This is a genomic window from Kitasatospora sp. NPDC018619, assembly GCF_044391605.1.
Classification (GTDB): Bacteria; Actinomycetota; Actinomycetes; order Streptomycetales; family Streptomycetaceae; genus Kitasatospora.
Genome location: NZ_JBISAI010000010.1, coordinates 168,413 through 193,340 on the forward strand (window position 1 = coordinate 168,413; position 24,928 = coordinate 193,340).

Annotated in this window: 22 protein-coding genes; 3 read left to right on the top strand and 19 right to left on the bottom strand. The window is 73.7% G+C overall.

The annotated features are described in order from the left end of the window. Positions 1 to 40 precede the first annotated feature (40 nt). Positions 41 to 1,735 carry a hypothetical protein gene (locus tag ACH5AR_RS18145; RefSeq protein ID WP_396302419.1) on the top strand — a complete coding sequence of 565 codons (1,695 nt, stop codon included), beginning with the start codon at positions 41 to 43 and terminating at the stop codon, positions 1,733 to 1,735. Between the two features lie 50 nt (positions 1,736 to 1,785). Here the strand turns inward: ACH5AR_RS18145 and ACH5AR_RS18150 are convergent, their stop codons facing one another. The 15 genes from ACH5AR_RS18150 to ACH5AR_RS18220 form a co-directional block, all read right to left on the bottom strand. Beyond that, complete coding sequence (locus ACH5AR_RS18150; RefSeq protein WP_396302420.1) at positions 1,786 to 3,789, bottom strand: AAA family ATPase; 2,004 nt, start codon at positions 3,787 to 3,789, stop codon at positions 1,786 to 1,788. 83 nt (positions 3,790 to 3,872) lie between these two features. Further along, positions 3,873 to 4,199: a putative quinol monooxygenase gene (locus ACH5AR_RS18155; RefSeq protein ID WP_396302421.1), complete on the bottom strand. Its 327-nt coding sequence runs from the start codon at positions 4,197 to 4,199 to the stop codon at positions 3,873 to 3,875. Between the two features lie 120 nt (positions 4,200 to 4,319). After that, a complete protein-coding gene (locus tag ACH5AR_RS18160) occupies positions 4,320 to 5,129 on the bottom strand; it encodes an Fpg/Nei family DNA glycosylase (protein WP_396302422.1) in 810 nt (269 codons plus the stop codon). Positions 5,130 to 5,207: 78 nt separating this feature from the next. Continuing rightward, positions 5,208 to 6,059 carry an AAA family ATPase gene (locus ACH5AR_RS18165; protein WP_396302423.1) on the bottom strand — a complete coding sequence of 284 codons (852 nt, stop codon included), beginning with the start codon at positions 6,057 to 6,059 and terminating at the stop codon, positions 5,208 to 5,210. A 70-nt stretch (positions 6,060 to 6,129) separates the two neighbouring features. Next, complete coding sequence (aroQ, locus tag ACH5AR_RS18170; protein WP_396302507.1) at positions 6,130 to 6,558, bottom strand: type II 3-dehydroquinate dehydratase; 429 nt, start codon at positions 6,556 to 6,558, stop codon at positions 6,130 to 6,132. Positions 6,559 to 6,566: 8 nt separating this feature from the next. Then, positions 6,567 to 7,658 carry a 3-dehydroquinate synthase gene (aroB, locus tag ACH5AR_RS18175; protein WP_396302424.1) on the bottom strand — a complete coding sequence of 364 codons (1,092 nt, stop codon included), beginning with the start codon at positions 7,656 to 7,658 and terminating at the stop codon, positions 6,567 to 6,569. Continuing rightward, the gene (locus ACH5AR_RS18180; RefSeq protein WP_396302425.1) at positions 7,651 to 8,250 is read right to left on the bottom strand and encodes a shikimate kinase; all 600 of its coding nucleotides are present in this window, start codon (positions 8,248 to 8,250) and stop codon (positions 7,651 to 7,653) included. Before ACH5AR_RS18180 ends, aroB begins: the two co-directional genes overlap by 8 nt. Beyond that, entirely contained in the window at positions 8,247 to 9,431 is a 1,185-nt protein-coding gene (gene aroC, locus ACH5AR_RS18185) for a chorismate synthase (protein ID WP_396302426.1), read from the bottom strand. The genes ACH5AR_RS18180 and aroC overlap by 4 nt, the downstream gene beginning before the upstream one ends. A 198-nt stretch (positions 9,432 to 9,629) precedes the next feature. Next, positions 9,630 to 10,460, bottom strand: coding sequence for a shikimate dehydrogenase (locus tag ACH5AR_RS18190; protein ID WP_396302427.1), 831 nt, complete (start codon positions 10,458 to 10,460; stop codon positions 9,630 to 9,632). A gap of 99 nt (positions 10,461 to 10,559) precedes the next feature. Next, the gene (gene mltG / locus ACH5AR_RS18195; protein ID WP_396302428.1) at positions 10,560 to 12,413 is read right to left on the bottom strand and encodes an endolytic transglycosylase MltG; all 1,854 of its coding nucleotides are present in this window, start codon (positions 12,411 to 12,413) and stop codon (positions 10,560 to 10,562) included. A 188-nt stretch (positions 12,414 to 12,601) separates the two neighbouring features. Beyond that, positions 12,602 to 13,840: an endolytic transglycosylase MltG gene (gene mltG / locus ACH5AR_RS18200; RefSeq protein ID WP_396302429.1), complete on the bottom strand. Its 1,239-nt coding sequence runs from the start codon at positions 13,838 to 13,840 to the stop codon at positions 12,602 to 12,604. 138 nt (positions 13,841 to 13,978) lie between these two features. Then, positions 13,979 to 14,458, bottom strand: coding sequence for a Holliday junction resolvase RuvX (gene ruvX, locus ACH5AR_RS18205; RefSeq protein WP_396302430.1), 480 nt, complete (start codon positions 14,456 to 14,458; stop codon positions 13,979 to 13,981). Further along, positions 14,458 to 17,127, bottom strand: a complete 2,670-nt coding sequence (gene alaS, locus ACH5AR_RS18210) for an alanine--tRNA ligase (RefSeq protein WP_396302431.1) — start codon at positions 17,125 to 17,127, stop codon at positions 14,458 to 14,460. The genes ruvX and alaS overlap by 1 nt, the downstream gene beginning before the upstream one ends. Then, the gene (locus ACH5AR_RS18215) at positions 17,127 to 17,570 is read right to left on the bottom strand and encodes a DUF6167 family protein (protein WP_396302432.1); all 444 of its coding nucleotides are present in this window, start codon (positions 17,568 to 17,570) and stop codon (positions 17,127 to 17,129) included. Before ACH5AR_RS18215 ends, alaS begins: the two co-directional genes overlap by 1 nt. A 4-nt stretch (positions 17,571 to 17,574) precedes the next feature. Continuing rightward, positions 17,575 to 18,054, bottom strand: coding sequence for a DUF948 domain-containing protein (locus ACH5AR_RS18220; protein WP_396302433.1), 480 nt, complete (start codon positions 18,052 to 18,054; stop codon positions 17,575 to 17,577). 219 nt (positions 18,055 to 18,273) lie between these two features. Here ACH5AR_RS18220 and ACH5AR_RS18225 point away from each other — a divergent pair, with 219 nt between their 5' ends. Then, complete coding sequence (locus tag ACH5AR_RS18225; protein WP_396302434.1) at positions 18,274 to 20,502, top strand: ATP-binding protein; 2,229 nt, start codon at positions 18,274 to 18,276, stop codon at positions 20,500 to 20,502. 49 nt (positions 20,503 to 20,551) lie between these two features. Then, positions 20,552 to 20,878 carry a tetratricopeptide repeat protein gene (locus ACH5AR_RS18230; protein WP_396302435.1) on the top strand — a complete coding sequence of 109 codons (327 nt, stop codon included), beginning with the start codon at positions 20,552 to 20,554 and terminating at the stop codon, positions 20,876 to 20,878. An 81-nt stretch (positions 20,879 to 20,959) separates the two neighbouring features. Here ACH5AR_RS18230 and rpsD read toward each other — a convergent pair whose 3' ends face one another. The 4 genes from rpsD to ACH5AR_RS18250 form a co-directional block, all read right to left on the bottom strand. Continuing rightward, the gene (rpsD, locus tag ACH5AR_RS18235) at positions 20,960 to 21,574 is read right to left on the bottom strand and encodes a 30S ribosomal protein S4 (RefSeq protein WP_030056230.1); all 615 of its coding nucleotides are present in this window, start codon (positions 21,572 to 21,574) and stop codon (positions 20,960 to 20,962) included. 312 nt (positions 21,575 to 21,886) lie between these two features. Next, positions 21,887 to 23,305, bottom strand: coding sequence for a replication-associated recombination protein A (locus ACH5AR_RS18240; protein WP_396302436.1), 1,419 nt, complete (start codon positions 23,303 to 23,305; stop codon positions 21,887 to 21,889). Positions 23,306 to 23,343: 38 nt separating this feature from the next. Further along, positions 23,344 to 24,162, bottom strand: a complete 819-nt coding sequence (ppk2, locus tag ACH5AR_RS18245) for a polyphosphate kinase 2 (protein WP_396302437.1) — start codon at positions 24,160 to 24,162, stop codon at positions 23,344 to 23,346. Between the two features lie 169 nt (positions 24,163 to 24,331). Next, the gene (locus ACH5AR_RS18250) at positions 24,332 to 24,859 is read right to left on the bottom strand and encodes a GNAT family N-acetyltransferase (protein ID WP_396302438.1); all 528 of its coding nucleotides are present in this window, start codon (positions 24,857 to 24,859) and stop codon (positions 24,332 to 24,334) included. Positions 24,860 to 24,928: the final 69 nt, after the last annotated feature.

The window sequence follows — 24,928 nt, forward strand, 5'->3', positions numbered from 1 at the left end:
AACCCCGGCCGGGAGCGCGGCCGGCCGTTACGATCATGGTGTGCTGAACCGCCTCCGCCGCAGGCCTCGGCCGTGGCCCGACGACTCGCGTTGGGACACCCGGCCGGTCAGGGCACGCGTCCTGGCCGTCACCCGCACACTCACCTCGGCGACCCGCGTGCTCGACGTGCTCGCCCTCCTGCGCGGCCAGGACGGCATCAGGTTCTACGTCACCGTCAATCCCGGTTCGGCGTTCGCCTCCGGGCTCGACGACCACCTCCACGCGATCCCCGGCAACGTCACCGTCATGCCCTGGGACGAGGCCGTCCAGCACGAGTTCGACCTGGCGGTCGCCTGCTCGGTCCACGCGTCCATGCACCGGTTGCGCGCGCCGCTCGTCGTCCTCCCGCACGGCGCCGGCTACAACCGCCTGGTGGCCGAGTCCACCGGGGACGCGGTGAGCGCCGCAGGCCTGTCCCGGAAGGAGCTCACCCACCGCGGGCGGGTCTTCCCCGCCGTCATCGGCGTCACCCACCCGGAGCAGTGCGACCGCCTCGCGGGCGTCCTGCCCGAGGCCCTGCCGCGCACCCGCGAAGTCGGCGACCTCTGCTTCGACCGGATGCTCGACAGCGCCGACGCACGGGACCGCTACCGCCGGCGGCTGGGCGCCGTCGACAAGCGGCGGCTCGTGGTGGTCAACTCCACCTGGAGCAAGCACTCGCTGCTCGCCCGGGCGCTCGACCTGCCGATCCGACTGGTCGGCCAGCTCCCCTGCGACGAGTACACCGTCGCCGTCATCCTGCACCCCAACATCTGGGAGAAGCACGACCCGCAGGCCCTGCTGGCCGAGGCCACCCGCTCCGGCCTGCGGCTCATCCCGCCGCACCGCGGCTGGCAGGCCACCGTGGTGGCGGCCGACTACATGATCGGCGACCACGGCTCGGTCTCCTTCTACGGCGCCGCACTGGAACGCCCGACCGTCCTCGTCGCCACCGGCGCCGGCGAGCTGGACCCGCGATCCCCCACCTACGCCTTCGGTCAGGCCGCGCCGGTGCTCGACCCGGACGGCGACCTCCTCGCCCAACTCGACAAGGTGCTGGCGTCCCACGACCCCGACGCCCTCCGTCCGATCACCGACCTCTCGCTCGGCATGCGCGGCCGGGCCGCCCAGGTGCTGACGGACATCCTGTACGACTTCCTGACCGGCGTGGACCGACCGGTCCGGGCCCCGGTCCTGCCGCCCTTCCCCGACCCCGTCCCGCTGCCCTTCGGGGCGCCCACGAGCTACGACGTGGAGGGCGAGTGCGACGGCACCGAGGTGAGCGTCCGCCGGTACCCGATCGTCGATCCGCAGCGCCACCGGCCCCGCGGACTCTACGCCGTGAGCGCGGAGGAACCCGTCTGGGACCTGAAGTCCGCGGCGGAGGCACTGGCCCGCACCACCGTCGACGCCGAGCGGCCCGCCGAGGACTGGCTCGCCGACACCGCCGCCGACCGCCCCGGAGCCACCGTGCTGGTGGCGGCCCTCGGCGACTCCCGCCACCTGGTCCGGCTGCCCGCCGGCCTGCTCCTGGAGGCGCACGCCGTGCGCCCCTGGGGCGGTGTCAAGCCGCCCCTCGACCCGCTCCTCCTCGGCGCGGCGCTCGCCCTGTGGCTCGCCGAGGGCGGGGCTCCGACCGGACTGCCCGACCACGGCCTCACCATCCGCACCGGAGGCCACCGCGTCGCGGTGGCCTTCACGGCACGGCCCGGCTAGGGCGTGTCTGACAATTCGCCGCGCACCCGGCGAGAATTGTCAGACACGCCCTAGTCCAGCTCCGCGATCCGCGCACGGCTGCGAGCGGCCAGGTCGTCGTCCCCGGTCTCCTCCGCCAGTGCCAGCAGCAGGCGGTGGGCCTCCCGTTCCTTGGCCCGCTGCCCGAGCTCCGACGCCCGCTCGACGCACACGCGGGCCCAGCCGGTCGCGGCCTGCGGCTCACCCAGCGCCCGGTGGGCCCGGGCGCGGACGAGCGGCAGCCGCATCAGCATCGGCGCATCGGCCGTGCGCTCGGCGAGGGACGTCGCCTCCTCCAGCACGTCGACCGCCTCCGCCGCCCGTCGGGCCTCGACCAGGGCCTGCGCGATGTTGTAGCTCTGCACGACCACGCCGTGGTCGTCGCCCGCGTTGGCCTCCCGTGCCAGCCCGAACCGCTCCACGGCACGCTCCGGCCGGCCCGCCGCCAGGCAGAGCAGGCCGTCGGTCTCGTACAGCACCCCGCTCAGCCGGGGCTCCTCGACCAACGGCAGGAGCTCCGTCGCCATCGCCACCTGCTCGGCCGCGCTCGCGTACTCCTTCAGTTCGTAGTACGCCCGGGCCAGCTGGTTGCGCATCCGGATGACCGCGTCCGGCCGGTTGTCCCACTGCGCGGCCTCCACGCCCAGCCGGTGGGTCTCGATCCAGTCCCCGTAGTTCTTGTCGCTGTGGTAGAGGGCCCACAGCGACTCGCACAGCCTCCACACCTCCCCGTGCCACCCCTGCTCGGCCACCACCCGCACCAGCTCGCGCAGGTCGGCCCGTTCGGCCCGGAGCCACTGCAAGGCCTCGGCCTTCCCGGCGAAGCCGGGCATCCCCCGGCCGTCCGGCTCCTGGATGCGGAACCGGTCGCCCAGCACCAGGGTGTCCGCCAGGGCGGTGCGGCCCCGGTAGTACCCGACGATCAGGGCGAGCAGCTCGGTGTACTCCGGCAGGGCGCGCGCACGGGAACGGGCATGGAGCCGCACGAGGTCGTGGGCCCGGTACCGCTTCTCCGGACCGCCTCCCGCGACGTCGTCGAGGAGGTGGGCGGCCCGCAGCTCGGCGAGGGCCTCCCGCACCCCGTCCACGCCGGCCGCCGTCGCGAGCTCGACCGAGACGAACGGGCCCGGGTTGGCACCCACCACGTGGTAGAACGCGAGCGCGTGGGGGCTCAGCCGCCGGTAGACCGGATCGAGGACCCTGTCGATCCCGCCTTCCTCGTTGTTCAACGAGACCAGCCTCCGCTCGGGGTCCGAGAGTTCGGCCACCGCCTGGCCGACCTCCAGGTCCTCGCGCTCCAACAGCTGGAAGCCGACCGCGTTCAGGGCGAGGGGCAACCCACCGCACAGCTCGACCAGCGCCCGGAGGTCCCGCTCGCTGCCCCGCTGCGGCCCGAGCCGGCGGCGCACCAACGTCGCCCCGGCCGCCGGGCTGAGCGGGCCCAGCTGGAGCACCTCCGCGCCGTCGAGCACCAGCCCGGGAAGCCGCCTGCGGCCCGCGACGACGACCAGCCCGCACGCCGGCAGCAGCGTCCGGACCTCGGCCGCGTGCTCGACGTTGTCCAGGAAGACCAGGACCTGCCGCTTCGCGGTGACCGTCCGGAACCGTGCGGCCCGCTCCGGCAGGGAGGCCGGGGCCTCCACCCCGAAGGCGCGGAGGAAGCCCGCCAGCACCTCGCTCAGGTCGACGCCGCCGAGGTGGCGGTAGGTCGCGAGGTCGGCGTACAGGTCACCGTCAACGAACGTCGCGCGGTTCCGGAAGCCGAACTGGGAGACGAGTTCGGTCTTCCCCACCCCGCCCAGCCCGGTGCAGGCGACGACCGTCGGCCTCCCGTCGTCCAGCCGCCCGAGCGCGGAGGTCAGTGCCGCCAGTTCACGGTCACGGTTGACGAAGGTGGGACGCGGGACCCTGATCTGACGGGGCGTCTCAGCGGGCGGCACACCGTGCAGGTGCACCGCTCCGATGTCCCGGGCCTGCACCACGTGGCCGGCCACCGTGCCGCCTGACACGGTGTCGGCCACCTCGCGCCGCTCCATCCGACCGCTCCCTCCGACCGCCCGGGCCCCAGCCTACGGGCTGGGCGCCCGGCCGGAGGGGCACTCGGGCCACCGGGGAGGAGTCACCGCGGAGTGATCTCGCCCATCTCCGCCCAGCCGTCCAGGCCGGCGATCTCGGTCGAGACGATCCGCGGCTTGGCGGCCACGGCGTAGGACAGCTCCTCCATGGCCTTGGCGAAGTGCGCGGACTCCACGTGCTCCTTGCCCGCGTCGCCGTCCCGGAACGCCTCGACCAGGACGAACTCGTTCGGGTCCTCGACGCTGCGGGACCACTCGAAGAAGAGGTTGCCGGGCTCCTCGCGGGTGGCCCGGGTGAACTCGTCGACCAGGCTCAGCCACTCCTCGGCGCGCTCGGGACGGACCGGGAACTTGACCGTGATGAAGATCATGGGACTTCCTTTCGCTCCACGCTCGCACGTGGCCGGGCGGACAGGGGGCGCGCCGCTGGGCGCGCATGAGGTCCATCGTCGCAGGTCAGGAGGGATTCCCACGACACGGGGGCGGCCCGGTCAGGCCGCCTGGCACTGCGGGCACCAGAAGAGGTTGCGGGCGGCGTGCGCCTGCGTGCGCACCTCGGTGCCGCAGACCAGACAGGGCAGGGCGGCCCGCCGGTAGACGTACACCTCGCCGCCGTGGTCGTCCACCCGGGGCGGGCGGCCCATCGCCTCGGGGGTGTGCTCGGGACGGACGGTGTCGATCCGCCCGGCGGTGGCGCCCTCGCGCATCAGGGCGACCAGGTCGGCCCAGATCGCGTCCCACTCCCGGCGGGTGAGGTCGCGTCCGGCGCGGTGCGGGTCGATGCCGTGGCGGAACAGCACCTCGGCCCGGTACACGTTGCCCACCCCGGCCAGCACCTTCTGGTCCATCAGCAGCGCCGCGATGGTCGTGCGGCTGCCCGATATCCGGCGCCAGGCGGCCTCCGGGTCGGCGTCGGCGCGCAGCGGGTCGGGGCCGAGGCGGGCGGCGACGGCGGCCTTCTGGCCCTCGGTGACGAGCGCGCAGGTGTTGGGGCCGCGCAGGTCGGCGTAGCCGTCCTCGTTCTCCAGCCGCAGCCGGACCAGCCCGACCGGCTCCGGCGCCGGGCCGGTGCCGAAGGTGAAGCCGCCGTAGAGGCCGAGGTGGACGTGCACCCAGGCGCCCTCCTCGAAACCGAGGAAGAGGTGCTTGCCGGTGGCCTCCGCGCCGGTGAGCAGCTGCCCGTCGATCACCTTGGCCTCGTCGGCGAAGCGGCCCTGCGGGCTGGAGACCCGGACCGGGCGGCCGCCGAAGGCCTTGCGGTTCTCGGCGGCGAGGCGGTGGATGATGTGGCCTTCGGGCACGGGCTTCGGCTCCTCCGGGCTCGGCGACTGGACCCGTCCATCATCGCAGCCGGCTCCGACAGTCCCGGCCGCCGCCGGTCAGCGGACCGGGACGCCCATCAGCCGGGCCAGGATGACGCGGTCCAGCTCGGCGGCCGTCCCGGCGACGTCCAGGGCGGAGTTGTCGATGATCGGCAGCCCGGAGTTGTACCAGCCGGCCATCCGCCCGTGGATGCGGGCCACCTCCTCGTCCCCGAGCCGGCGGTTGCCGGTGCGGCGGGCGTTGCGGCGCAGCACGGAGTCGAGGCTGGGCAGCAGCACGACCGGGATCATCCCGGGGCCGATGTGCCGCTTCCAGCCGCCGAGGCCGATCGCCGGGCGGTCCGGGAAGACGGCGTCGTCGATGATGCAGGAGATGCCGTTGGCCAGGTAGTTGCGGCAGGCGAAGCCACAGGTGCGGCGGGCCAGCCGGTACTGCGCCTCGGAGGCGTTGTTCCAGCCGGTCTGCGGGTTGGCGAAGCCGGCCTGCACCCACTCGCGGACGTCGTCCAGGCTGATGTGGGCGGTCGGGGTGGGGCGCCGCTCGGCCCAGTGGCGGGCGACGGTCGTCTTGCCGGCCCCGGCCGGGCCGATCAGCAGCACGGCGATCGGCCCGGTGGGCGCGTGCCGCCGCGGCGGGTGGGCGGGCAGTTGGACGGGCTCGCCGGACGGCAGCACGAAGTGCCCGGTCCCGCCCGCGGGCGCCGGGGCGCTCGGCGCCGGCGCGGCCGCAGCGGGCGCGGGGGCCGGGTGGGCGGTGGGCGCCGGACGGGCCGGCGGCGCGGCGGGCGGGGGCAGCGGCACCCCCGGCGACGTCCTCCGCGGACCGCCCCCCGGCGGGACCGGCGGAGCCACGGGACGCGGCGGGACCTCCCCGCCTCCGGCGTACTGCGTCACGGCACCTCCCGACACCTCTCAGCGGGGACACTACACGGCGGCCCGGCGACGGGCACAGTCCGCCGCCGGGCCACCGCCCGTACCCTCAGCGGGTGGTGAGCTGCTCGGCCAGCGCGCGCAGCGCCAGCTCGTAGGAGCCGAGCCCGAACCCGGCGATGGTGCCGGAGGCCACCGCGGCGATCACCGAGGTGTGCCGGAAGGCCTCCCGGGCGTACGGGTTGGAGATGTGCACCTCGATCAGCGGCGCGGTGCGCTGGGCGGCGGCGTCCCGCATCGCGTACGAGTAGTGGGTGAACGCACCGGGGTTGACCACCACCGGCACCCGGCCGTCGGCCGCCTCGTGCAGCCACTCCACCATCTGCTGCTCGGAGTTGGTCTCGTGCACCTCGACCTCGAAGCCGAACTCCCTGCCGAGCGCGGTGCAGCGCTCGACCAGCCCGGCGTAGGAGGTGGCGCCGTAGACGTCCGGCTCGCGGCTGCCCAGCCGGCCCAGGTTGGGGCCGTTGAGCACCATCACCCTGGTCACGCCGAGACCTCCGCGTACGCGGCGACCAGCAGCGACGGGTCGGGGCCCTCCAGCACGGAGGTCCTGCCCAGGCCGTCCAGCACGATGAAGCGGATCAGGTCGCCGCGCGACTTCTTGTCGATCTTCATCGCGTCCAGCAGCTTCGGCCAGGCGTCCGCCCGGTAGCTCAGCGGCAGGCCGACGGAGGCCAGCACGGTGCGGTGGCGGTCGGCCGTCTCGTCGTCCAACCGCCCGGCCAGGCGGCCGAGTTCGGCCGCGAAGACCATGCCGATGGAGATCGCGGCGCCGTGCCGCCACTTGTACCGCTCGTTGCGCTCGATGGCGTGGCCGAGGGTGTGGCCGTAGTTGAGGATCTCGCGGCGGCCGGCCTCCTTGAGGTCCCCGGAGACCACGTCGGCCTTGACCTGGATGGCGCGGCGGATCAGCTCGACGGTATGCGGGCCCGCCGGGGTCCTGGCGCCCTCCGGGTCGGCCTCGATCAGGTCGAGGATGGCCGGGTCGGCGATGAAGCCGCACTTGATGACCTCGGCGAGGCCGGAGACGTAGTCGTGCCGGGGCACCGTCTCCAGGGTGCCGAGGTCGGCCAGCACGCCCACCGGCGGGTGGAAGGCGCCGACCATGTTCTTGCCCTCGGCGATGTTGATGCCGGTCTTGCCGCCGACGGCCGCGTCGACCATGCCGAGCAGCGTGGTGGGCACGGAGATCCAGCGCACCCCGCGCAGCCAGGTGGCGGCCACGAAGCCGGCCAGGTCGGTGGTGGCGCCGCCGCCGAGGCCGACGACGACGTCGCTGCGGGTGAAGCCGGTCTGCCCGAGCACCGACCAGCAGTACGCGGCGACCTCGGCGCTCTTGGCCTCCTCGGCGTTGGGCACCTGGAGCACGATGGCCTCGTAGCCCTCGCCGAGCAGGTCCTCGCGGATCGCGTCGGCGGTGGCGGCCAGCGCCTCCGGGTGGATGAGCGCCACCCGCTTGGCCCGGGTGCCGATCAGCGGCGCCAGCTCGCCGAGCAGCTGGTGCCCGATCAGTACGTCGTAGGGCTCGTGGCCGGCGCTGCCGCCGACGTGGATCCTGACGGTGGTGTCAGTCATGGGGGGTCTTCAGCTCCAGTGCTTCCAGTACGGCGTCCGCGACCTGCTCCGGGGTGCGCCCGGCGGTGTCGACCACGGCGGTGGCCACCTCCAGGTAGAGGGGGCGGCGGGCCTCCATCAGCTCGCGCCAGCGGGCCCGCGGGTTGACGGCCAGCAGCGGGCGCGGCGCGTCGAGGCCGACCCGCTTGACGGCGTCGCCGAGCGGGACCTCCAGGAAGACCACCGGCAGCTCGTGCAGCAGCGCGCGGGTGGCCTCGGCCAGCACCGCGCCGCCGCCGAGCGCCAGGACCCCGTCGTGCCCCTCGGCGGCCGCGCGCACGGCCGCCGCCTCCAGCGCGCGGAAGTGCGCCTCGCCCTCGTCGACGAAGATCTCCGGGATCGGCCGGCCGGCCGACGCCTCGACGTCGGCGTCGGTGTCCCGGAAGCCGACGCCCAGCCGCTCGGCCAGGACCCGCCCGACGGTGGACTTGCCGCTGCCGGGCGGGCCGACCAGCACGACGACGGGCGAACCGCTCCCGGCCCGCGCCGCGTCCGCCCGGTCGCTGCGCCCGGCGGCGTGCGGCTCGGATCGCTCGCTGTGCCCACTCATCATCGGATGATCAGGTTGTCGAGGTAGCCCTGCACGTTGCGGCGGGTCTCCGCGACGTTGTCGCCGCCGAACTTCTCGTTCACCGCGTCGGCCAGCACCAGCGCGACCATCGCCTCGGCGACGATGCCCGCGGCCGGCACGGCGCAGACGTCCGAGCGCTGGTGGTGCGCCTTGGCCGGCTCGCCGGTGCGCACGTCCAGGGTCTGGAGCGCCCGCGGCACGGTGGCGATCGGCTTCATCGCGGCGCGCACCCGCAGCACCTCGCCGGTGCTCAGGCCGCCCTCGGTGCCGCCGGAGCGGCCGGAGGCGCGCTTGACGCCCTCGGGGGTCGGGACGATCTCGTCGTGGGCCTGGGAGCCCGGCACCCGGGCCAGCTCGAAGCCGTCGCCGACCTCGACGCCCTTGATCGCCTGGATGCCCATCAGCGCGGCGGCCAGCCGTGCGTCGAGCCGGCGGTCCCAGTGCACGTGCGAGCCGAGGCCCACCGGCACGCCGTACGCCAGCACCTCGACGACGCCGCCGAGGGTGTCCCCGTCCTTGTGGGCCTGGTCGATCTCGGCGACCATCGCCTTCGAGGCGTCGGCATCCAGGCAGCGCACCGGGTCGGCGTCCAGCCGGGCCTCGTCCGAGGGCAGCGGCACCACTCCGGCCGGCGCCTTGGCGGCGGCCAGCTCGACCACGTGGCTGACGATCTCGATCCCGGCCACCTCGCGCAGGTAGGCGCGGGCGACGGCGCCCAGCGCGACCCGGGCGGCCGTCTCCCGGGCGCTGGCGCGCTCCAGGATCGGCCGGGCCTCGTCGATCGAGTACTTCTGCATGCCGGCCAGGTCGGCGTGGCCGGGCCGGGGGCGGGTGAGCGCCTCGTTGCGGGCCAGCCCCGCCAGCACCTCCGGGTCGACCGGATCGGCCGACATGACCTGCTCCCACTTCGGCCACTCGGTGTTACCCACCATGATCGCGACCGGGCTGCCCATGGTCAGGCCGTGCCGGACGCCGCCGAGGAAGGTCACCTCGTCCTGCTCGAACTTCATCCGCGCCCCGCGGCCGTAACCGAGCCGGCGGCGCGCCAGCGCGTCGGCCACCACGTCGGTGGTGACCGGTACACCGGCGGGCAGGCCTTCCAGCGTCGCGACGAGTGCGGGGCCGTGCGACTCCCCCGCCGTCAGCCAGCGCAACGTACCCAACGGAGCTCCTTCATCAGCGGACCGGACCACGGCACCGCCGGGGCCCGCCCGGGCGTGCCTTGTCCCTGAATCCTTTCATGCCCCAGCGGCCCCCGGGGGCACAGTCCGCGTGACGGACGGCCACCGGCCACGATCCGGCCGGGAACGGCCCGGAGGACCGGGCCGAGGACGGGGCCCGCCCCCGCCGGACGGCCTGGCTCAGCGCCCGGCGAGCGCCTTCTCCCCCGCCTCCCGCATCGCCGCCAGCGGTCCCGGCACGCATCCGGTGAAGGCCTCGCTCTGGAGCACCGCCTGGTGCACCAGGAGGTCCAGCCCGCCCAGGACGGTCGCCCCGCGCGCGGCGCAGGCGGCGGCCAGCGCCGTCGGCCACGGGTGGTACAGCACGTCGAACAGCGTGCCCGGCTCGGCGGGCAGCGCGTCCGCGAAGGCGTCGGTCGCGCCGACCGGCGTGGTGGAGACGGTCAGCGGCCGGGCCAGGGCCTCGGCGCCGCGCTCCCACGCGGCCGTCCGCACGGCCACGCCCAGCCGGTCGCCCAGCTCGGCCATCTCCCGCGCCCGCTCGGGGCCGCGCACGAAGACCGTCACCTCGCCGGTGCAGATCCGGGCCAGCGCGGCCAGCGCCGAGGAGGCGGTGGCCCCGGCGCCCAGCACGGCCGCCTCGGACACCTCGGTGATCCCGCGCTCGCGCAGCGCGTTGACCAGCCCGGGGACGTCGGTGTTGTCCCCGGTGCGCCGGCCGTCGGCGGTGAACACCACGGTGTTCACCGCTTCCACCGCGCGGGCTGTCTCGCTGATCTCGTCGAGCAGCGGGATGACCGCCCGCTTCAGCGGCATGGTGAGCGACAGCCCGGCCCACTCGGCCTCGTCCAACCCGGCGACGAAGCCGGGCAGCCCGGCCTCGTCCACCTCGTGGCGCTCGTAGCGCCAGCCGTCCAGCCCGAGCGCCGCGAAGGCGGCCCGGTGCAGGTCCGGCGAGAGCGAGTGGGCGATCGGCGAGCCGAGAACGGCCGCCCGGTGCTTGCTGGTCAACGCTGCCCCTCCGCGGACGCGAACTCTGGACTCGGAACTCCGGACCCGGACCTCCGGACTCCGAGCGGCGTCGGACGGCCGTCCGGCCGTCCGACGCGGTCACTTCTTGGTGGTGCAGTGGCCCCGCGCCTCGTCGAAGCTCTGCCCGGCCGCCTGGCAGTACTCCTTGACGTTGGCGTAGTGCTCCTTGCTCGTCTCGGCGAACCGGGTCTCGGTCGGGGACATCGCGATGAAGTACAGCCACTTCCCGTCCGCCGGGTGCAGCACCGCGCTCAGCGCGTCGTCGCCGGGGTTGGAGATCGGGCCGGGCGGCAGGCCCGGGTTGATGTAGGTGTTGTACTTGTTGGACGCGTCGTCCATGTCCTTCTTGTCGAGGTCCTTGCGGTTCAGCGAGTACTGGAGCGTGGTGTCCATGCCGAGCCGGTGGTTGATCTCGCCGCCGGCCGCCAGCCGGTTCTGGATCGTCTTCGCCATCTTGGCGAAGTCCGCCGGGTTGTTGCCCTCGCGCTGCAGGATGCTCGCCTCGATGAGCACCTCGTAGCCGTTCTTCAGCCCCACCGAGGCCGCCTGGGCGTCCAGGCCGGCGTACTTCTCGGTGGCGTTCTTCACCATCTGCTTGAGCAGGTCCTCGGGCTTCATGCCCTCGGCGATGTTGTAACGGGTCGGCCAGAGGAAGCCCTCGATGTTGCCCTGTGCGTAGGGCGGCAGGCCGAGGTCGTTGACCTGGGCCTTGGCCACGCCCGCCGTGGTGCCCGCCTGGAGCTTCAGCTTGCCGTCGATCAGGGCGTAGATCTCGGAGGAGTTCTTGCCCTCCGGGACGACGATCGCCGTGCCGCCCGCCTGGGCGAGCAGCTCCTTGAGCGCGGCGGCGGCCGGCATCTCCTTCTTCAGCTGGTAGTAGCCGTACTGGACGGTGTTGCACTTGGGCTCGGCCTTGCACGCCTGGCTGTACGCGTCGACGCTCTTGACCACGCCGGCGTTCTTCAGCATCAGGCCGATCTGGCCGGCCACCGCGCCCTTCTTGACCTCGACCTGGACGGAGCCGGTGCCCTCGCCGGTGAAGTCCGGCGGCGGCCCGAAGTGGTCCTGGTAGAAGCCGTAGCCCCACCAGCCGGCCCCGCCCACGGCACCGAGCAGCACCAGGGCGACCAGCAGGCAGGCGCCGCCGTTGCGGCGGCCCGACTTCTTGCCCTTCTCCTTGCGCTTCTTCTTGGCCTCGCGGGAGTCGTCCCGCTCGCCGAGGAAGCCCGCCTGCCCGGCCTCGGCGTGCTCGTCGAGGTAGCCGTCGTCCTCGCGGTGGCCGTCCTGGCGGTCGTCCCACTCGTCGTCGGCGGCCTCGGGCGCGGCACCGACCGGGTCGGCCCCGGCCTCCAGGGCGGCGGCCTCGGCCTCCCAGTCGATCCCGTCCGGGCCGGGGCCCGAGGCGGGCGCGGGCTCGGGCTCGGGCTGGGGGCGGGCGTGCTGCCGCGGTGCCTGCTGCTGGACCTGCTGGGGCTGGTCCTGCTGGGGGGACTGCTGCTGGTAGCCCTGCTGCGGCATCGGCATCTGCTGCTGGTAGCCGCCCTGCTGCATCGGCTGCTGCGGCATCTGCGGTTGCGGCATCTGCTGCTGCGCGTACCCCTGCTGGTGGTAGCCCTGCTGCGCCATCTGCTGCGGGTAGCCCTGCTGACCGGCCGGGTAGCCCTGCTGCGGCATCTGCTGCTGGGGCTGTTGCTGGTAGCCGCCCTGCTGCGCCATCATCTGCTGCTGCATCTGCGGCGTCATCTGCTGCTGCGGGTACCCCTGCTGCACGTCGCCGTACGGCTGCTGCCGGACCGGCTGGCCCTGCTGCGGGTACTGCTGCTGCCACTGGCCGTCCTGCGGGCCGGGGACCGGCTGCCGGCCGTCGTACCCGGGATCACCGGGGTGCCACGGCTCGCCCTGGGGGTTGTAGCCCCCGCCCAGATCGGTCATCGATCCCCTTAACCGACGGTGACGGCCGGAGGATCAAACCGGCCGCCCGGGACGACGCCGTCCCGGCTGCTTCTCGAACCGGCGTGCTAGCGCAACGCCTGGAGGGAGACGTTACCGTACCGCAGCCTTGCCCCCGGCCGGGCGGACGCACCGTCAGTGGGCGACCTCACCGACAGCACACATCACCGCTACGGCGCCCCCGCACCGGGCGCCGCCGGGGAGGCCGGGGCGGAGGGCGTGCCGGTCGCGGCGGCGCTCGGCTTGGCCGCCGCCCGGTTGGCGTTGAACTCCGCCACGTTGCGTTGCTGCACGTCGAAACTGTCGGTGAAGCGGGTGTCCCCCGGCTTCACGGTGACGAAGTACAGCCAGTCCCCCGGCGTCGGGTCCAGCGCCGCCATGATCGCCTGCCGCCCGGGGTTGGAGATCGGGCTCGGCGGCAGCCCGGCGTGCAGGTAGGTGTTGTACGGGGAGTCCAGCCTGGTGTCGGTCACCGAGGTGTTCAGGGTGGAGCGGCCGAGCGCGTAGTTGATGGTCGAGTCCAGCTGGAGCGGCATGCCCTTGGCCAGCCGGTTGTAGATCACCCGGGCCACCTTGCCCATGTCCGCGGTGTTGTCGGCCTCGCCCTGGACCATGCTGGCCACCGTGACCAGCCCGTAGACGCTCTGCCCGAGGTTCTGCGCCACCACCGTGGCGTCGTCCCGGCTGAACTCCCGGCCGGCCCGCTCCACCATCTGCTTCAGCAGGTCGAAGGCGGTGGTGCCCTCGGTGACGCTGTACGTCGCCGGGAACAGGTAGCCCTCCGGGCTGCCGTTGGCGAAGTCCGGCAGGCCCAGTTCGGCGGCCTGCTCCTGGGCGGTCCGCTGGGCGGTGCCCTCGGGCAGGTTCAGCTTCTTGTCGATGGCGGCGTAGATCTGGTAGCCGCGCCAGCCCTCGGGGATGGTCAGGCCGTTGGCGTTGGCCGGGTCGATCAGGACGGCCAGCGCCGCCGCGGCCGACATCTTCTGCTTCAGCGTGTACGTCCCGGGCTGGATCCGGCCGGCCGCCGCGGCGCTGCCCTTCGCGGCGCGGGTGAAGGCGAGCGAGCTGGCCACCACCCCGTTGCGGACCAGCGCGGAGGCGATCTGGGAGAGGCCGGCGCCCTCCGGCACCGAGACCTGCACGCTGCCGGTGCCCTGCCCGGCGAAGTCGGCGGCGGCCGCGGGCTTGCGCTGCCCCTGGAACCACGTGTAGCCGGTCAGCCCGACCCCGCCGAACACCGCGACCAGCGCCAGCGCGGTGAGGCCGCAGGCCAGTCCGTTGCGCCGTCGGTGCGGATCCGGCGCATCGGAGCGCGGACGGGGCGCGCCCGGGGGGCGGCCCTCCGGCTCCAGCACCGGCGCGCCCAGATGCCCGGGCGTGAGCCCCGGGTGGAAGTCCTGATCGGTCATGGCTCGCGCCCCCTCGGTGGTCCCAGATCACTCCGGATCGATACGAGTCAATCCAGAACGGACATGGAAACGAACGAAAGAGGGGTCCGTGCGGACGCGTCCGCACGGACCCCTTTTCGGGACGTTAGACCAGGCCGGTCAGCCGACCGCCTCGACGCTCTCACCGGGAGGGCGTCCGCTCACCCGCTCGGACTCAAGGGCGCTCTGCAGGATCACCACCGCGGCGGCCTGGTCGACCACCGAGCGGCCCTTCTTCGCCCGGACGCCCGAGGCGCGCAGCCCGTGGGTCGCGGTGACGGTCGACATCCGCTCGTCCACCAGCCGCACCGGAACCGGGTAGAGCCGGTTGGCCAGCCGCGCCGCGTACGCCCGGACCTTCTCCGCCGCCGGGCCCTCCTTGCCGCTGAGCGAGCGCGGCAGCCCGACGATCACCTCCATCGCGTCGTACTCGTCGACGATGGCGGCGATCCTGGCCTGCGACTTCACCCCGGCCGGGACGGTCTCCACGGGCGTGGCGAGCACCCCGTCGGGGTCGCAGGACGCGACCCCGATCCGGGCGTCCCCGACGTCGACGGCGATCCGCCGCCCGCGCCGGAAGGGCCTCTCCTCGAACTCCATCAGCTGGCGCGCTCCGCGACCAGGCCGCGCACCGCGGCGATGGCCTCGCCGACCGCGGCCGGGTTGGAGCCACCGCCCTGGGCGACGTCGTCCTTGCCGCCACCGCCGCCGCCGAGGGTCTTGGCGGCGGTGCGGACCAGCTCGCCGGCCTTGATGCCGCGGCCGCGGGCGTCCTCGTTGGTGGCGATCACGGTCAGCGGGCGGTCGTTCGCCACGGTGAACGCGGCGACCACGGCCGGGCGCGAGCCGAGCCGGCCGCGCACGTCCAGCACCAGCTTGCGCAGCTCGTCCGCGCCCACGCCGTCGGCGACCTGCGCGGCGACCACGGCGATGCCGTGCACGTCCTCGGCCGAGTCGGCCAGGCCCGCCGCGGCGGCCAGCACCTTCTCGGCGCGGAAGCGCTCGATCTCCTTCTCGGCGTCCTTGAGCTTGGCGAGCATGCCGGAGATCTTCTCCGGCAGCTCCTCCGGGCGGCCCTTGACCAGCTCGGTGAGCTGGGAGACCACGGTGTGCTCGCGGGCCAGGAACCGGTAGGCGTCGCTGCCGACCAGCGCCTCGACCCGGCGCACGCCGGAGCCGATCGAGGACTCGCCGAGCAGCTTCACCAGGCCCAGCTGGGCGGTGTTGCCCACGTGGGTGCCGCCGCACAGCTCCTTGGAGAAGTCGCCGATGGTGACGACCCGGACCTCGTCGCCGTACTTCTCGCCGAACATGGCGATGGCACCGGCCTTGCGGGCCTGGTCCATCGTCATGACCTCGGCGGTGACCTCCAGCTCGCGGCCCAGCACGTCGTTGATCTTCTGCTCGACGTCGACCAGCACGGAGCCGGGCACGGCGGCCGGCGAGCCGAAGTCGAAGCGGAAGCGGCCGGGGGCGTTCTCGGAGCCGGCCTGGGCGGCCGTCGGGCCGAGCGCGTCGCGCAGCGCCTGGTGGGTCAGGTGGGTGGCCGAGTGGGCGCGGGCGATCGCCCGGCGGCGCTCGGTGTCGATCGTGGCGTACGCCGAGGCGCCCAGCACGACCTCGCCGAACAGCACCCCGCCGGAGTGCACCATGACGCCCGGGACGGGCTGCTGCACGTCCCGGATCTCCACCACCGCGCCGGACTCCAGCCGGATCCGGCCCTGGTCGGCGAGCTGGCCGCCGCCCTCGGCGTAGAACGGGGTGCGGTCGAGGATGATCTCGACCTCGTCGCCCTCGGAGGCGGCCGGCGAGGGGACGCCGTCCACCAGCAGGCCGACCACGGTGGCCTCGCCCTCGGTGAGGGTGTAGCCGGTGAAGACGCTGGCGCCGGACTTGTCGGCGACCTCGCGGTACGCGGCGACGTCCGCGTGGCCCGTCTTCTTGGCCTTGGCGTCCGCCTTGGCGCGGTCCCGCTGCTCCTGCATCAGGCGGCGGAAGCCGGCCTCGTCCACCTGGAGGCCCTGCTCCTCGGCCATCTCCAGGGTGAGGTCGATCGGGAAGCCGTAGGTGTCGTGCAGCTTGAACGCCTGCTCACCGGAGAGGACGGCGCCGCCGGCCTGCTTGGTCTCGGTGACCGCGACGTCCAGCAGGTTGGTGCCGGCCTTCAGGGTCTGGAGGAACGCGGCCTCCTCGCCGACGACGACCGTCTCGATGCGCTTGCGGTCGCTCTCCAGCTCCGGGTACTGCGGGGCCATCGCCTTGATCGCGACGTCGACGAGCACCTTGGCCACCGGCTCGGTGGCGCCCAGCAGCCGCATGTTGCGGATGGCGCGGCGCAGGATGCGGCGCAGCACGTAGCCGCGGCCCTCGTTGCCCGGGGTGACGCCGTCGCCGACCAGCATCAGCGCGGTGCGGATGTGGTCGGTGACCACGCGCAGCGAGACGTCCGCCTTGTGGTCGGCACCGTAGCGGTGGCCGGTGAGCTCGGCGGCGCGGTCGAGGATCATCCGACTGGTGTCGATCTCGAAGAGGTTGTCGACGCCCTGGAGGATGGCGGCCAGGCGCTCCAGGCCGAGGCCGGTGTCGATGTTCTTGCTCGGCAGGTCGCCGAGGATCTCGAAGCCGTCCTTGCCGTCGCCGTGGCCGCGCTCGTACTGCATGAAGACCAGGTTCCAGATCTCCAGGTAGCGCTCGCCGTTGACGGCCGGGCCGCCCTCCTCGCCGTGCGCGGGGCCGCGGTCGTAGTTGATCTCCGAGCACGGGCCGCACGGGCCGGGGACGCCCATCGACCAGAAGTTGTCCTTCATGCCCAGGCGCTGAATGCGCTCCGTGGGCACGCCGATGACGTCGCGCCAGATCTGCTCGGCCTCGTCGTCGTCCTGGTAGACGGTGATCCAGAGCTTCTCCTTCTCCAGGCCGTAGCCACCGTCCGCGACGGGGGTGGTGAGCAGCTCCCAGGCGAACTTGATGGCTCCTTCCTTGAAGTAGTCGCCGAAGGAGAAGTTGCCGCACATCTGGAAGAAGGAGCCGTGCCGGGTGGTCTTCCCGACCTCCTCGATGTCCAGGGTGCGCACGCACTTCTGGACGCTGGTGGCGCGCGAGAACTGCGGCTTGACCTCGCCCAGGAAGTAGGGCTTGAACGGCACCATGCCGGCGTTGACGAGCAGCAGGGTGGGGTCGTCGGCGACCAGGGACGCCGACGGAACGACGGTGTGGCCGCGCTCCTCGAAGAAGCGCAGCCAGCGGCGGCGGATCTCAGCCGACTCCATTAGTGGTCCTTCCGGTTCGGGGTGCCGCCCCGCGGCGGCAGGGCGCGGCGGGGCGTTTCTTCAGTGGTCCGGGGGGTGGTACGGGCGCCGTCGGTCAGCGAGCGGGCGCGGGACGGAGGCAGGGCGGCGGCCGGGCTACCGGGCGCCGCCGAGATAGCTCGGTACTGCGGCTCGCCGCGCAGGACGCGGCGGTCACCGCGGGGCTCGACCACGGCGGTGCCGTGCAGCCCGAGGTCGTCCTTCAGCTGCTCCTCGCGCTCGGCCATGCCGGCCCTCACGTCCTGGGCGAACTGCTTGGCCACGTCGCCCAGGTGCAGCGCGCCGCGGGCGGCGGTGCCGGAGAGGCTGTCCGGGGTGAGCCGGTGCACGGCCTCGTTGGCCTTGTTCATGGCCCAGACGGTGGCGCCGGCGCCGACCGCCATCCAGAAGATGCGTCGCACCATGCCCTCAGCCCCTCACCGCTCGCCGGACCCGGGAGAACAGGCCGTTCCTGGGCGCCGTCGCGGCGCGGACCTCGGCCCGGATCAGCCGGGCCAGCTCCTCGCGCTCGCCGGCCTGCGCCGGCACGGGCGGCAGGCCGCCCTGCTGCCGGGCGACGGCCTTGCGCACGCCGTAGCTGAACGCGGCGACCTTCACCAGCGGTCCGCCCAGAGTGGCGGCCACGGTGGAGGAGAGCGCGTTGGCGTTGGCGGCGGCGTCCTGCACGTTGGCGGTGATCTCGTCCACCCGCTCCAGCTGCTCGTTGGCGCTGCGCACCGCGGCGCCCGCGTCGGTCAGCAGCGGGACGGCCTGGTCGGTGACGGCGGAGACCAGGACGGCGGCCTCCTTGAGCACCCGCGAGAGGCGGACCAGGACCACGGCGAGCAGGGTGACCAGGACCGCCCAGAACACGGCGACGAGCAATCCGGCCAGCTCTCCCACGGACACCTTGCGCGCTCCCTCGCCTTGCAGTTCTTCGAAGGGAACCCTATCGCGCCCACGCCCGATTCCCGGACCGGGTTCTTCCGGCGGCGACCCGGTCGGGTGTGCGATCGGCGGGCGTAACCTACCGGCCGGTCACCTCGTTCTGCCTGGCAGGCCGTCGCCCGTACGGCCCGACGCACGTCCGGACCGCGACGGTCCGGCCTGGAGCACGGGGAGCAGCCGTTGGCCGGGGACTGGACAGCGCAGCCCGGGGAGCCCGAGGCGGGGCCGCCCGAGCCGGAGCCCGGCCGGCTGCCGGCCGAGGTGACGGGCTTCGTCGGGCGGCGGGGCGAACTGGCCGAACTGGCCGCCCTGCTGGATACGGCCCGGCTGGTGACCGTCACCGGGCCGGGCGGGGTGGGCAAGAGCCGGCTGGCCCTGCGGGCGGCGGCCCGGGCGGCCGGGGCATTCCCGGGGGGCACCTGGCTGGTGGACGTCGTCCCGGTGCAGGACCCGCTCCTGCTCGGCCACGCCGTACTGGAGGCGCTGGGGATCACCGACGCCACCGCCCGTCCGCCGTTGGACGTCCTGGCCGAGCACCTGGCGGGCCGGCGGCTGCTGCTGGTGCTGGACGGCTGCGAGCACCTGGTGGAGGCCTGCGCCGAGCTGGCCGACGCACTGCTGCGGGCGCTGCCCGGCCTGCGGCTGCTGGCCACCAGCCGCACCGCCCTGCGGGCCTCGGGCGAGCACCTGCTGACCCTCGCGCCGCTGCCGGTCGGCCCGGCGGAGGGCGGCCCGGTGCGGCCGGACGCACTGCCGGAGGCCGTACGGCTGTTCGCCGACCGGGCCCGGGCGGTGCTGCCGGCCTTCGAGGTGACGGAGGCCAACGCGGAGGCGGTCACGCTGCTCTGCCGCCGGCTGGACGGCATCCCGCTGGCCCTGGAGCTGGCGGCCGGCCGGCTGCGCGCGCTGTCGGTGGAGCAGGTCACCGCCCGGCTGGACGACCGCTTCCGGCTGCTCACCGGGGGCTCCCGGACGGCCCTGCCCCGGCACCAGACGCTGCGCACGACGATCGGCTGGAGCCATGAGCTGTGCACCGTGCAGGAACGTTTACTCTGGGCCCGCCTGTCGGTCTTCGCCGGCGGCTTCGACCTGGAGGCCGCCGAGTACGTCTGCGCCGGCGAGGGCATCGAGGCCGAGGAGGTGCTCGACCTCCTCGACGAGCTGGTCGCCAAGTCCGTGGTGCTGCGCGAGGACAGCCCCTTCGGCGTGCGCTTCCGGCTGCTGGACACCCTTCGGGAGTACGGCGGCCAGTGGCTGCGCGCCGCCGGCGAGGAGCAGCGGCTGCTGCGCCGCCACCGGGACTGGTACCTGGGCGTCGCCACCTGGGGGGAGGTGGAGTGGTTCGGCCCCCGGCAGGCGGAGACCGCCGAGCGCACCGCACTGGCCCACGGCAACCTCCGCGCGGCGCTGGAGTTCAGCCTCGCCGAGCCCGGCGAGGAGCAGATCGCGCTGCTGCTGGCCGGGACGCTCTGGTTCTACTGGATCGGCTGCGGCCACCTCGGAGAGGGCCGGCACTGGCTGGACCGCGCGCTCGCCCTGGACCGCGAGCCCACCGAGGCCCGGGCCAAGGCGCTCTGGGTGACCGGCTACATGGCCACCCTCCAGGGCGACCTCGGCTTCGCCCGCCCGACCCTGGAGGAGTGCCGCCGCCAGGCCCTGGACACCGGCGACGACCGCGCCCTGGCCTACGCCGTCCACCGGCAGGGCTGCGTCGCCCTGGTCGCCGACGACCCGGACCGGGCCGCCGAGCTGTTCGAGGAGGCGCTCTGGCACTACCGGACCATCGGCGAGCTCAACAGCAACGTGGTGATGGCCATGCTGGAGCTGGGCCTGGCCCACCTCTTCCAGGGGGACCTGGACAGCGGCGAGCTCTGGTTCGGCCAGGCCCGCGAGCTGTGCGAGGAGCACGGCGAACAGTGGGCCTACGGGTACGTCCTCTACGCGATGGCGTACTCGCACTGGCTGGACGGCGCCGTCCAGCCCGCCCGGGCCCTCGCCCGGGAGTGCGTACGGCTCAACCACCTCTTCCGGGACCGGCTGGGCATCGTGCTGGGCATCGACCTGCTGGCGCTGCTGGAGACCGAGCCGAGCCGCCCTGGCGAGCCCGGCGACCTGCGCGAGGCCCGGGTGCTGCAGGGGGCCGCGCACCGGATCTGGCGCGCGGTCGGCAACCCGTTCCTGGGCTCGCGGAACTTCTTCGGCCCGCACCAGGAGTGCGCGGAGCGGGCCCTGGCCGGGCTGACCGCCCAGGAGTACGAGGAGTGCTACGAGGCGGGCACCCGGCTGGACCTGGACGCGGCGGTCAGCCGGGCCCTGGGCGGCGGGGGTCCGGCCGAGGGCCAGGAGCAGGCCGCGGGGCCCCGCTCGGTACCGCCCGCACCGGCCCCCTCGGCGGTGCGGAATAGCTGATGCTTGCCGATTGCTTGAGGAGGCAAGGATCAGCCCGGAAGGAGGCCTCATGGCCGTCCACAACACCGCCGACGAGTACCGCATGGCGAAGTTCTACTTCGAGTCCAAGGCGTACACCGACGCGGCCCGCATGCTCGAAGGCGTCCTCGCCGAGGAGCCGACCAACCTCTCGGTCCGGATGCTGCTGGCCCGCAGCTACTTCCACTCGGCGCAGCTGGGCCGCGCCGAGGCCGAGCTGCTGCGGATCCTGGAGGCGGACCCGGCCGAGGACTACGCCCGGCTGATGCTCGGCCGCACCCTGGAGCGCCAGGGCCGCGCCGAGGAGGCCCGCCCGCACCTGCGGCTGGCCGCCGCGATGGCCGGCGAGGGCATCTGACGGCCGCACGGAACGGGGCGAGCCCCCGCCGCCTCGGAGGGCGGCGGGGGCTCGCTGGTGTTCGCGAGGAGCGAAGCCGGGTCAGCGCGAGTAGTACTCGACGACCAGCTGCTCGTCACAGATCACCGGGACCTCCTTGCGCTGCGGCGCACGGTCCAGGCGGAAGGCCAGGGCCTTCAGGTTGACCTCGAGGTACTTCGGGGTCTGGCCCTCGCCCGCGTAGCCACCCTCACGGGCGACCTGGAAGGGGACCTTCTCCTTGGAGCGCTCGCGGACGGTGACCACGTAGCCCGGCTTCATCTGGAACGACGGCTTGTTGACCTTGCCGCCGTTGACCTCGATGTGGCCGTGGACGACCATCTGGCGGGCCTGGTAGATGGTGCGGGCGATGCCCGAACGCAGGACCAGGGAGTCCAGACGGGTCTCCAGGTCGGCGACGAGCGCCTCACCGGTCTTGCCCTCGGCCTTCTTCGCGCGGTCGAACGCGCGCGCCATCTGCTTCTCGCTCAGGTCGTACTGGGCGCGCAGACGCTGCTTCTCGAGCAGACGGACCTTGTAGTCCGAGTTCTGCTTGCGGCCGCGGCCGTGCTGGCCGGGCGGGTACGGGCGGGCCTCGAAGTACTTGACGGACTTCGGGGTCAGCGGCACGCCGAGGGCACGCGCGATCTTGACCTTGGGACGCTTCTGGTTCGCCATGAACCAAACCTTCCTTGCTTACGAATACGGCTTTCACCAGGTGTTGACGGAGGTCGCATGTCGCGACCCGGAGAAAACCCCGTCGCCTGCGCGAAGGGATCAGCCGCTCTCCGGAGCCGGGCACGAGAAGTGCTGGTCACACGAAGGGCCCGGTGAACCGGGCCGTCCGCGACACCGAAACGGTGCGCGACGCTCCTGATGCGGGCCTCCCGGAGGAGGCCTACCGCCGGTGCCCCGCTGGTGCGGCCGGTCGGTGGGGTCTCCCCCGCCGCCGTCCCGGGACATGGCACTCCGACCGAGTATACCGGTGGATCACCCGCCGTTTTCCCCGGGCTGCTCCGCGGCCTTCTTCTCCGGCTTCTCCGCCTTCTTCTCCGCCCTGCGCTCCCCGCGCAGCCGCCCGCGCGTCCACTCCACCACGTCCGCGTACCGGGCCTCGCCGCCGCGCCTGGTCGGCTGGTAGTACTCCCGGCCGTGCACGGCGTCCGGCGCGTACTGCTGGGCGGCGATGCCCTCCGGCAGGTCGTGCGGGTAGCGGTAGCCCTTGCCGTGGCCGAGCTTGCCCGCGCCGCCGTAGTGGGCGTCCCGCAGATGGGCGGGGACGGCGCCCGCCAGGCCCTGCCGGACGTCCGCCAGCGCCGCGTCGATCGCCAGGTAGGCGGCGTTGGACTTGGGCGCCAGGGCCAGCGCGATGGCCGCCTGGGACAGGATGATCCGCGCCTCCGGGAAGCCGATCAGGGCCACCGCCTGGGCCGCCGCCACCGCCGTCTGCAGGGCCGTCGGGTCGGCCAGGCCGACGTCCTCGCTGGCCGAGATCATCAGCCGGCGGGCGATGAACCGCGGGTCCTCCCCCGCCTCGATCATCCGGGCCAGGTAGTGCAGGGTGGCGTCCACGTCGCTGCCGCGGATCGACTTGATCAGCGCGCTCGCCACGTCGTAGTGCTGGTCGCCGTCCTTGTCGTAGCGCACCGCCGCCTGGTTGACCGCCGTCTCGGTGGTGGCCAGCGTGATGCTCGGCTCGCCCTTCTCCAGCGCCGCGCCGGCCGCCGCCTCCAGCGTGGTGAGCGCCCGCCGGGCGTCCCCACCGGCCAGCCGCACCAGGTGGTCCTCGGCCTCGGCGGACAGCTCCAGGGCCCCCTCCAGCCCGCGCTCGTCGGCCACCGCGCGGCGCAGCAGCTCCCGGATGTCCTCGTCGGTGAGCGACTCCAGCGTCAGCAGCAGCGAGCGGGAGAGCAGCGGGGAGATCACCGAGAAGTACGGGTTCTCCGTCGTCGCCGCGATCAGGGTGACCCAACGGTTCTCCACGGCCGGCAGCAGCGAGTCCTGCTGGGCCTTGGAGAAGCGGTGGATCTCGTCCAGGAAGAGCACCGTCTCCCGGCCGGACATCCCGACCGCCCGCCGGGCGCCGTCGATCACCGCCCGGACCTCCTTGACCCCGGCGGTGATCGCGGACAGCTCCACGAAGCGGCCCTCGACGGCCTGGCTGATCACGTGCGCCAGGGTGGTCTTGCCGGTGCCGGGCGGCCCCCAGAGGATCACCGAGCTCGTCGCCGCCGGCCCGCGCGAGCCCGCGACCAGCCGGCGCAGCGGCGAGCCGGGCTTCAGCAGCTGCCGCTGCCCGGCCACCTCGTCCAGGGTGCGCGGACGCATCCGTACGGCCAGCGGCGCCCGGCCGGGCTCCCTGGTCTGGCGTTCCTCGGCTGCGGCGGTGAAGAGGTCCGGTTCGTCCACACCGGAAGCCTATGCGAGGCCCCCGACAGCCCGGGCGGCTACGCCAGGCCGGCGGCGTGGTCCGGGACGTACTTCCGGAGGTCGCGCGGGGGCCGCTGGTAGCCGCGCGGGGCGGGGCGGGGCGGCAGGTCGATCTGCGGCGCCCGGATCTCGTGGTACGGCACGGTGGACAGCAGGTGGGCGATCATGTTGATCCGGGCCCGGCGCTTGTCGTCGCTCTCCACCACGTGCCAGGGCGAGTCCGGGGTGTCGGTGTGGATGAACATCTCGTCCTTGGCCCGCGAGTAGTCCTCCCAGCGGCTGATCGACTCGACGTCCATCGGGGAGAGCTTCCAGCGCTTCATCGGGTCCTCCAGGCGGTCCCGGAAGCGCCGCTCCTGCTCGGTGTCGCTCACCGAGAACCAGTACTTGCGCAGCAGGATGCCCGACTCGGTCAGCATCCGCTCGAAGGTCGGGCACTGGTGCAGGAACTGCCAGTACTCCTCGTCGGTGCAGAAGCCCATCACGCGCTCGACGCCGGCGCGGTTGTACCAGCTGCGGTCGAACAGGACGATCTCCCCGGCCGCCGGCAGGTGCTCGACGTACCGCTGGAAGTACCACTGGGTCTTCTGCCGCTCGGTCGGCGTGGGCAGCGCGGCGACCCTGGCGATGCGCGGGTTCAGGTACTCCGTCACCCGCTTGATCGCCCCGCCCTTGCCCGCGGCGTCGCGGCCCTCGAAGACGACGACCAGCCGGGCGCCCTCGACCCGCACCCACTCCTGGAGCTTCACCAGCTCCTCCTGGAGCCGCAGCAGCTCCCGCTCGTACGGCTTCCTGGCGAGTTTCTCCGGCCTGCCGGTCCGCTGCTGCTCGGCCACCCTCGGGTCCTCCGTTCGGCTGAATGCTGATCAGCACTCACCGTAGGCGCCGACGGCCGGGTCCGCAGGTCGGCGTGGCCGCGGCGACCGGGGCCGGTCTCGTGGACCGGCCCTGGGGAGAGGTGCCCGAGGGGAACGGGGAACGGGGAACGGACGCCCCGGACGCGCGCTAGACGGCGACGAAGGGCTCGGGGTAGCGACAGAGCCCGCGCGGGGCGCCGTCGTACGCCGCCAGCGGCAGCGCCTGGAAGTACGCCTCCGGCACCTCGAACGGGCCGGTCACCTCGTGCCGTCCGGCCGGCGCGAAGCCGAACCGTCCGTAGTACTCCGGATCGCCGAGGACGATCACGAGCTTCTCGCCCGCCTCCTCGGCCGCCGCCAGCACCGCCCGGACGACCAGCTCGCCGACGCCCCGGCGCTGCCACTCGGGCGCCACCGCGACCGGCGCGAGCGCCAGCCCCTTGCCGTCGCCGACCCGCAGCCGGGTCAGCAGCGCGTGCCCGATCACCAGCCCGGTGTCGTCCACCGCGACCACGGACAGGCCGGGCAGCCAGGCCGGGTCGCGGCGCAGCGCGTCCACCAGGTCCGCCTCGTCCGGGCCGGGGAACGCGGCCATGTGCACGCGTCTGGTCGCCGGCGCGTCCTGCGGACGTTCGACTCTCGTTGTGACCTGCAAAGTCAACCCTCCCTGTGTCACACACCGTTGTGGACCGGCCCCGGACGGCTGGTGGGCCGTCCGGGGCCGTTGCAGGTTAGCGGATGACGC

What these genes read in the sequence shown, in the direction of transcription:
- ACH5AR_RS18150 (WP_396302420.1), bottom strand. Translation starts at nt 3,789, where the DNA reads ATGGAGCGGCGCGAGGTGGCCGACACCGTGTCAGGCGGCACGGTGGCC.
- ACH5AR_RS18155 (WP_396302421.1), bottom strand. Translation starts at nt 4,199, where the DNA reads ATGATCTTCATCACGGTCAAGTTCCCGGTCCGTCCCGAGCGCGCCGAG.
- aroQ (WP_396302507.1), bottom strand. Translation starts at nt 6,558, where the DNA reads ATGGTGCTCAACGGCCCCAACCTGGGCCGGCTGGGCAGCCGCGAGCCG.
- aroB (WP_396302424.1), bottom strand. Translation starts at nt 7,658, where the DNA reads ATGACTGACACCACCGTCAGGATCCACGTCGGCGGCAGCGCCGGCCAC.
- ACH5AR_RS18180 (WP_396302425.1), bottom strand. Translation starts at nt 8,250, where the DNA reads ATGATGAGTGGGCACAGCGAGCGATCCGAGCCGCACGCCGCCGGGCGC.
- mltG (WP_396302428.1), bottom strand. Translation starts at nt 12,413, where the DNA reads ATGACCGATCTGGGCGGGGGCTACAACCCCCAGGGCGAGCCGTGGCAC.
- mltG (WP_396302429.1), bottom strand. Translation starts at nt 13,840, where the DNA reads ATGACCGATCAGGACTTCCACCCGGGGCTCACGCCCGGGCATCTGGGC.
- ruvX (WP_396302430.1), bottom strand. Translation starts at nt 14,458, where the DNA reads ATGGAGTTCGAGGAGAGGCCCTTCCGGCGCGGGCGGCGGATCGCCGTC.
- alaS (WP_396302431.1), bottom strand. Translation starts at nt 17,127, where the DNA reads ATGGAGTCGGCTGAGATCCGCCGCCGCTGGCTGCGCTTCTTCGAGGAG.
- ACH5AR_RS18215 (WP_396302432.1), bottom strand. Translation starts at nt 17,570, where the DNA reads ATGGTGCGACGCATCTTCTGGATGGCGGTCGGCGCCGGCGCCACCGTC.
- ACH5AR_RS18230 (WP_396302435.1), top strand. Translation starts at nt 20,552, where the DNA reads ATGGCCGTCCACAACACCGCCGACGAGTACCGCATGGCGAAGTTCTAC.
- rpsD (WP_030056230.1), bottom strand. Translation starts at nt 21,574, where the DNA reads ATGGCGAACCAGAAGCGTCCCAAGGTCAAGATCGCGCGTGCCCTCGGC.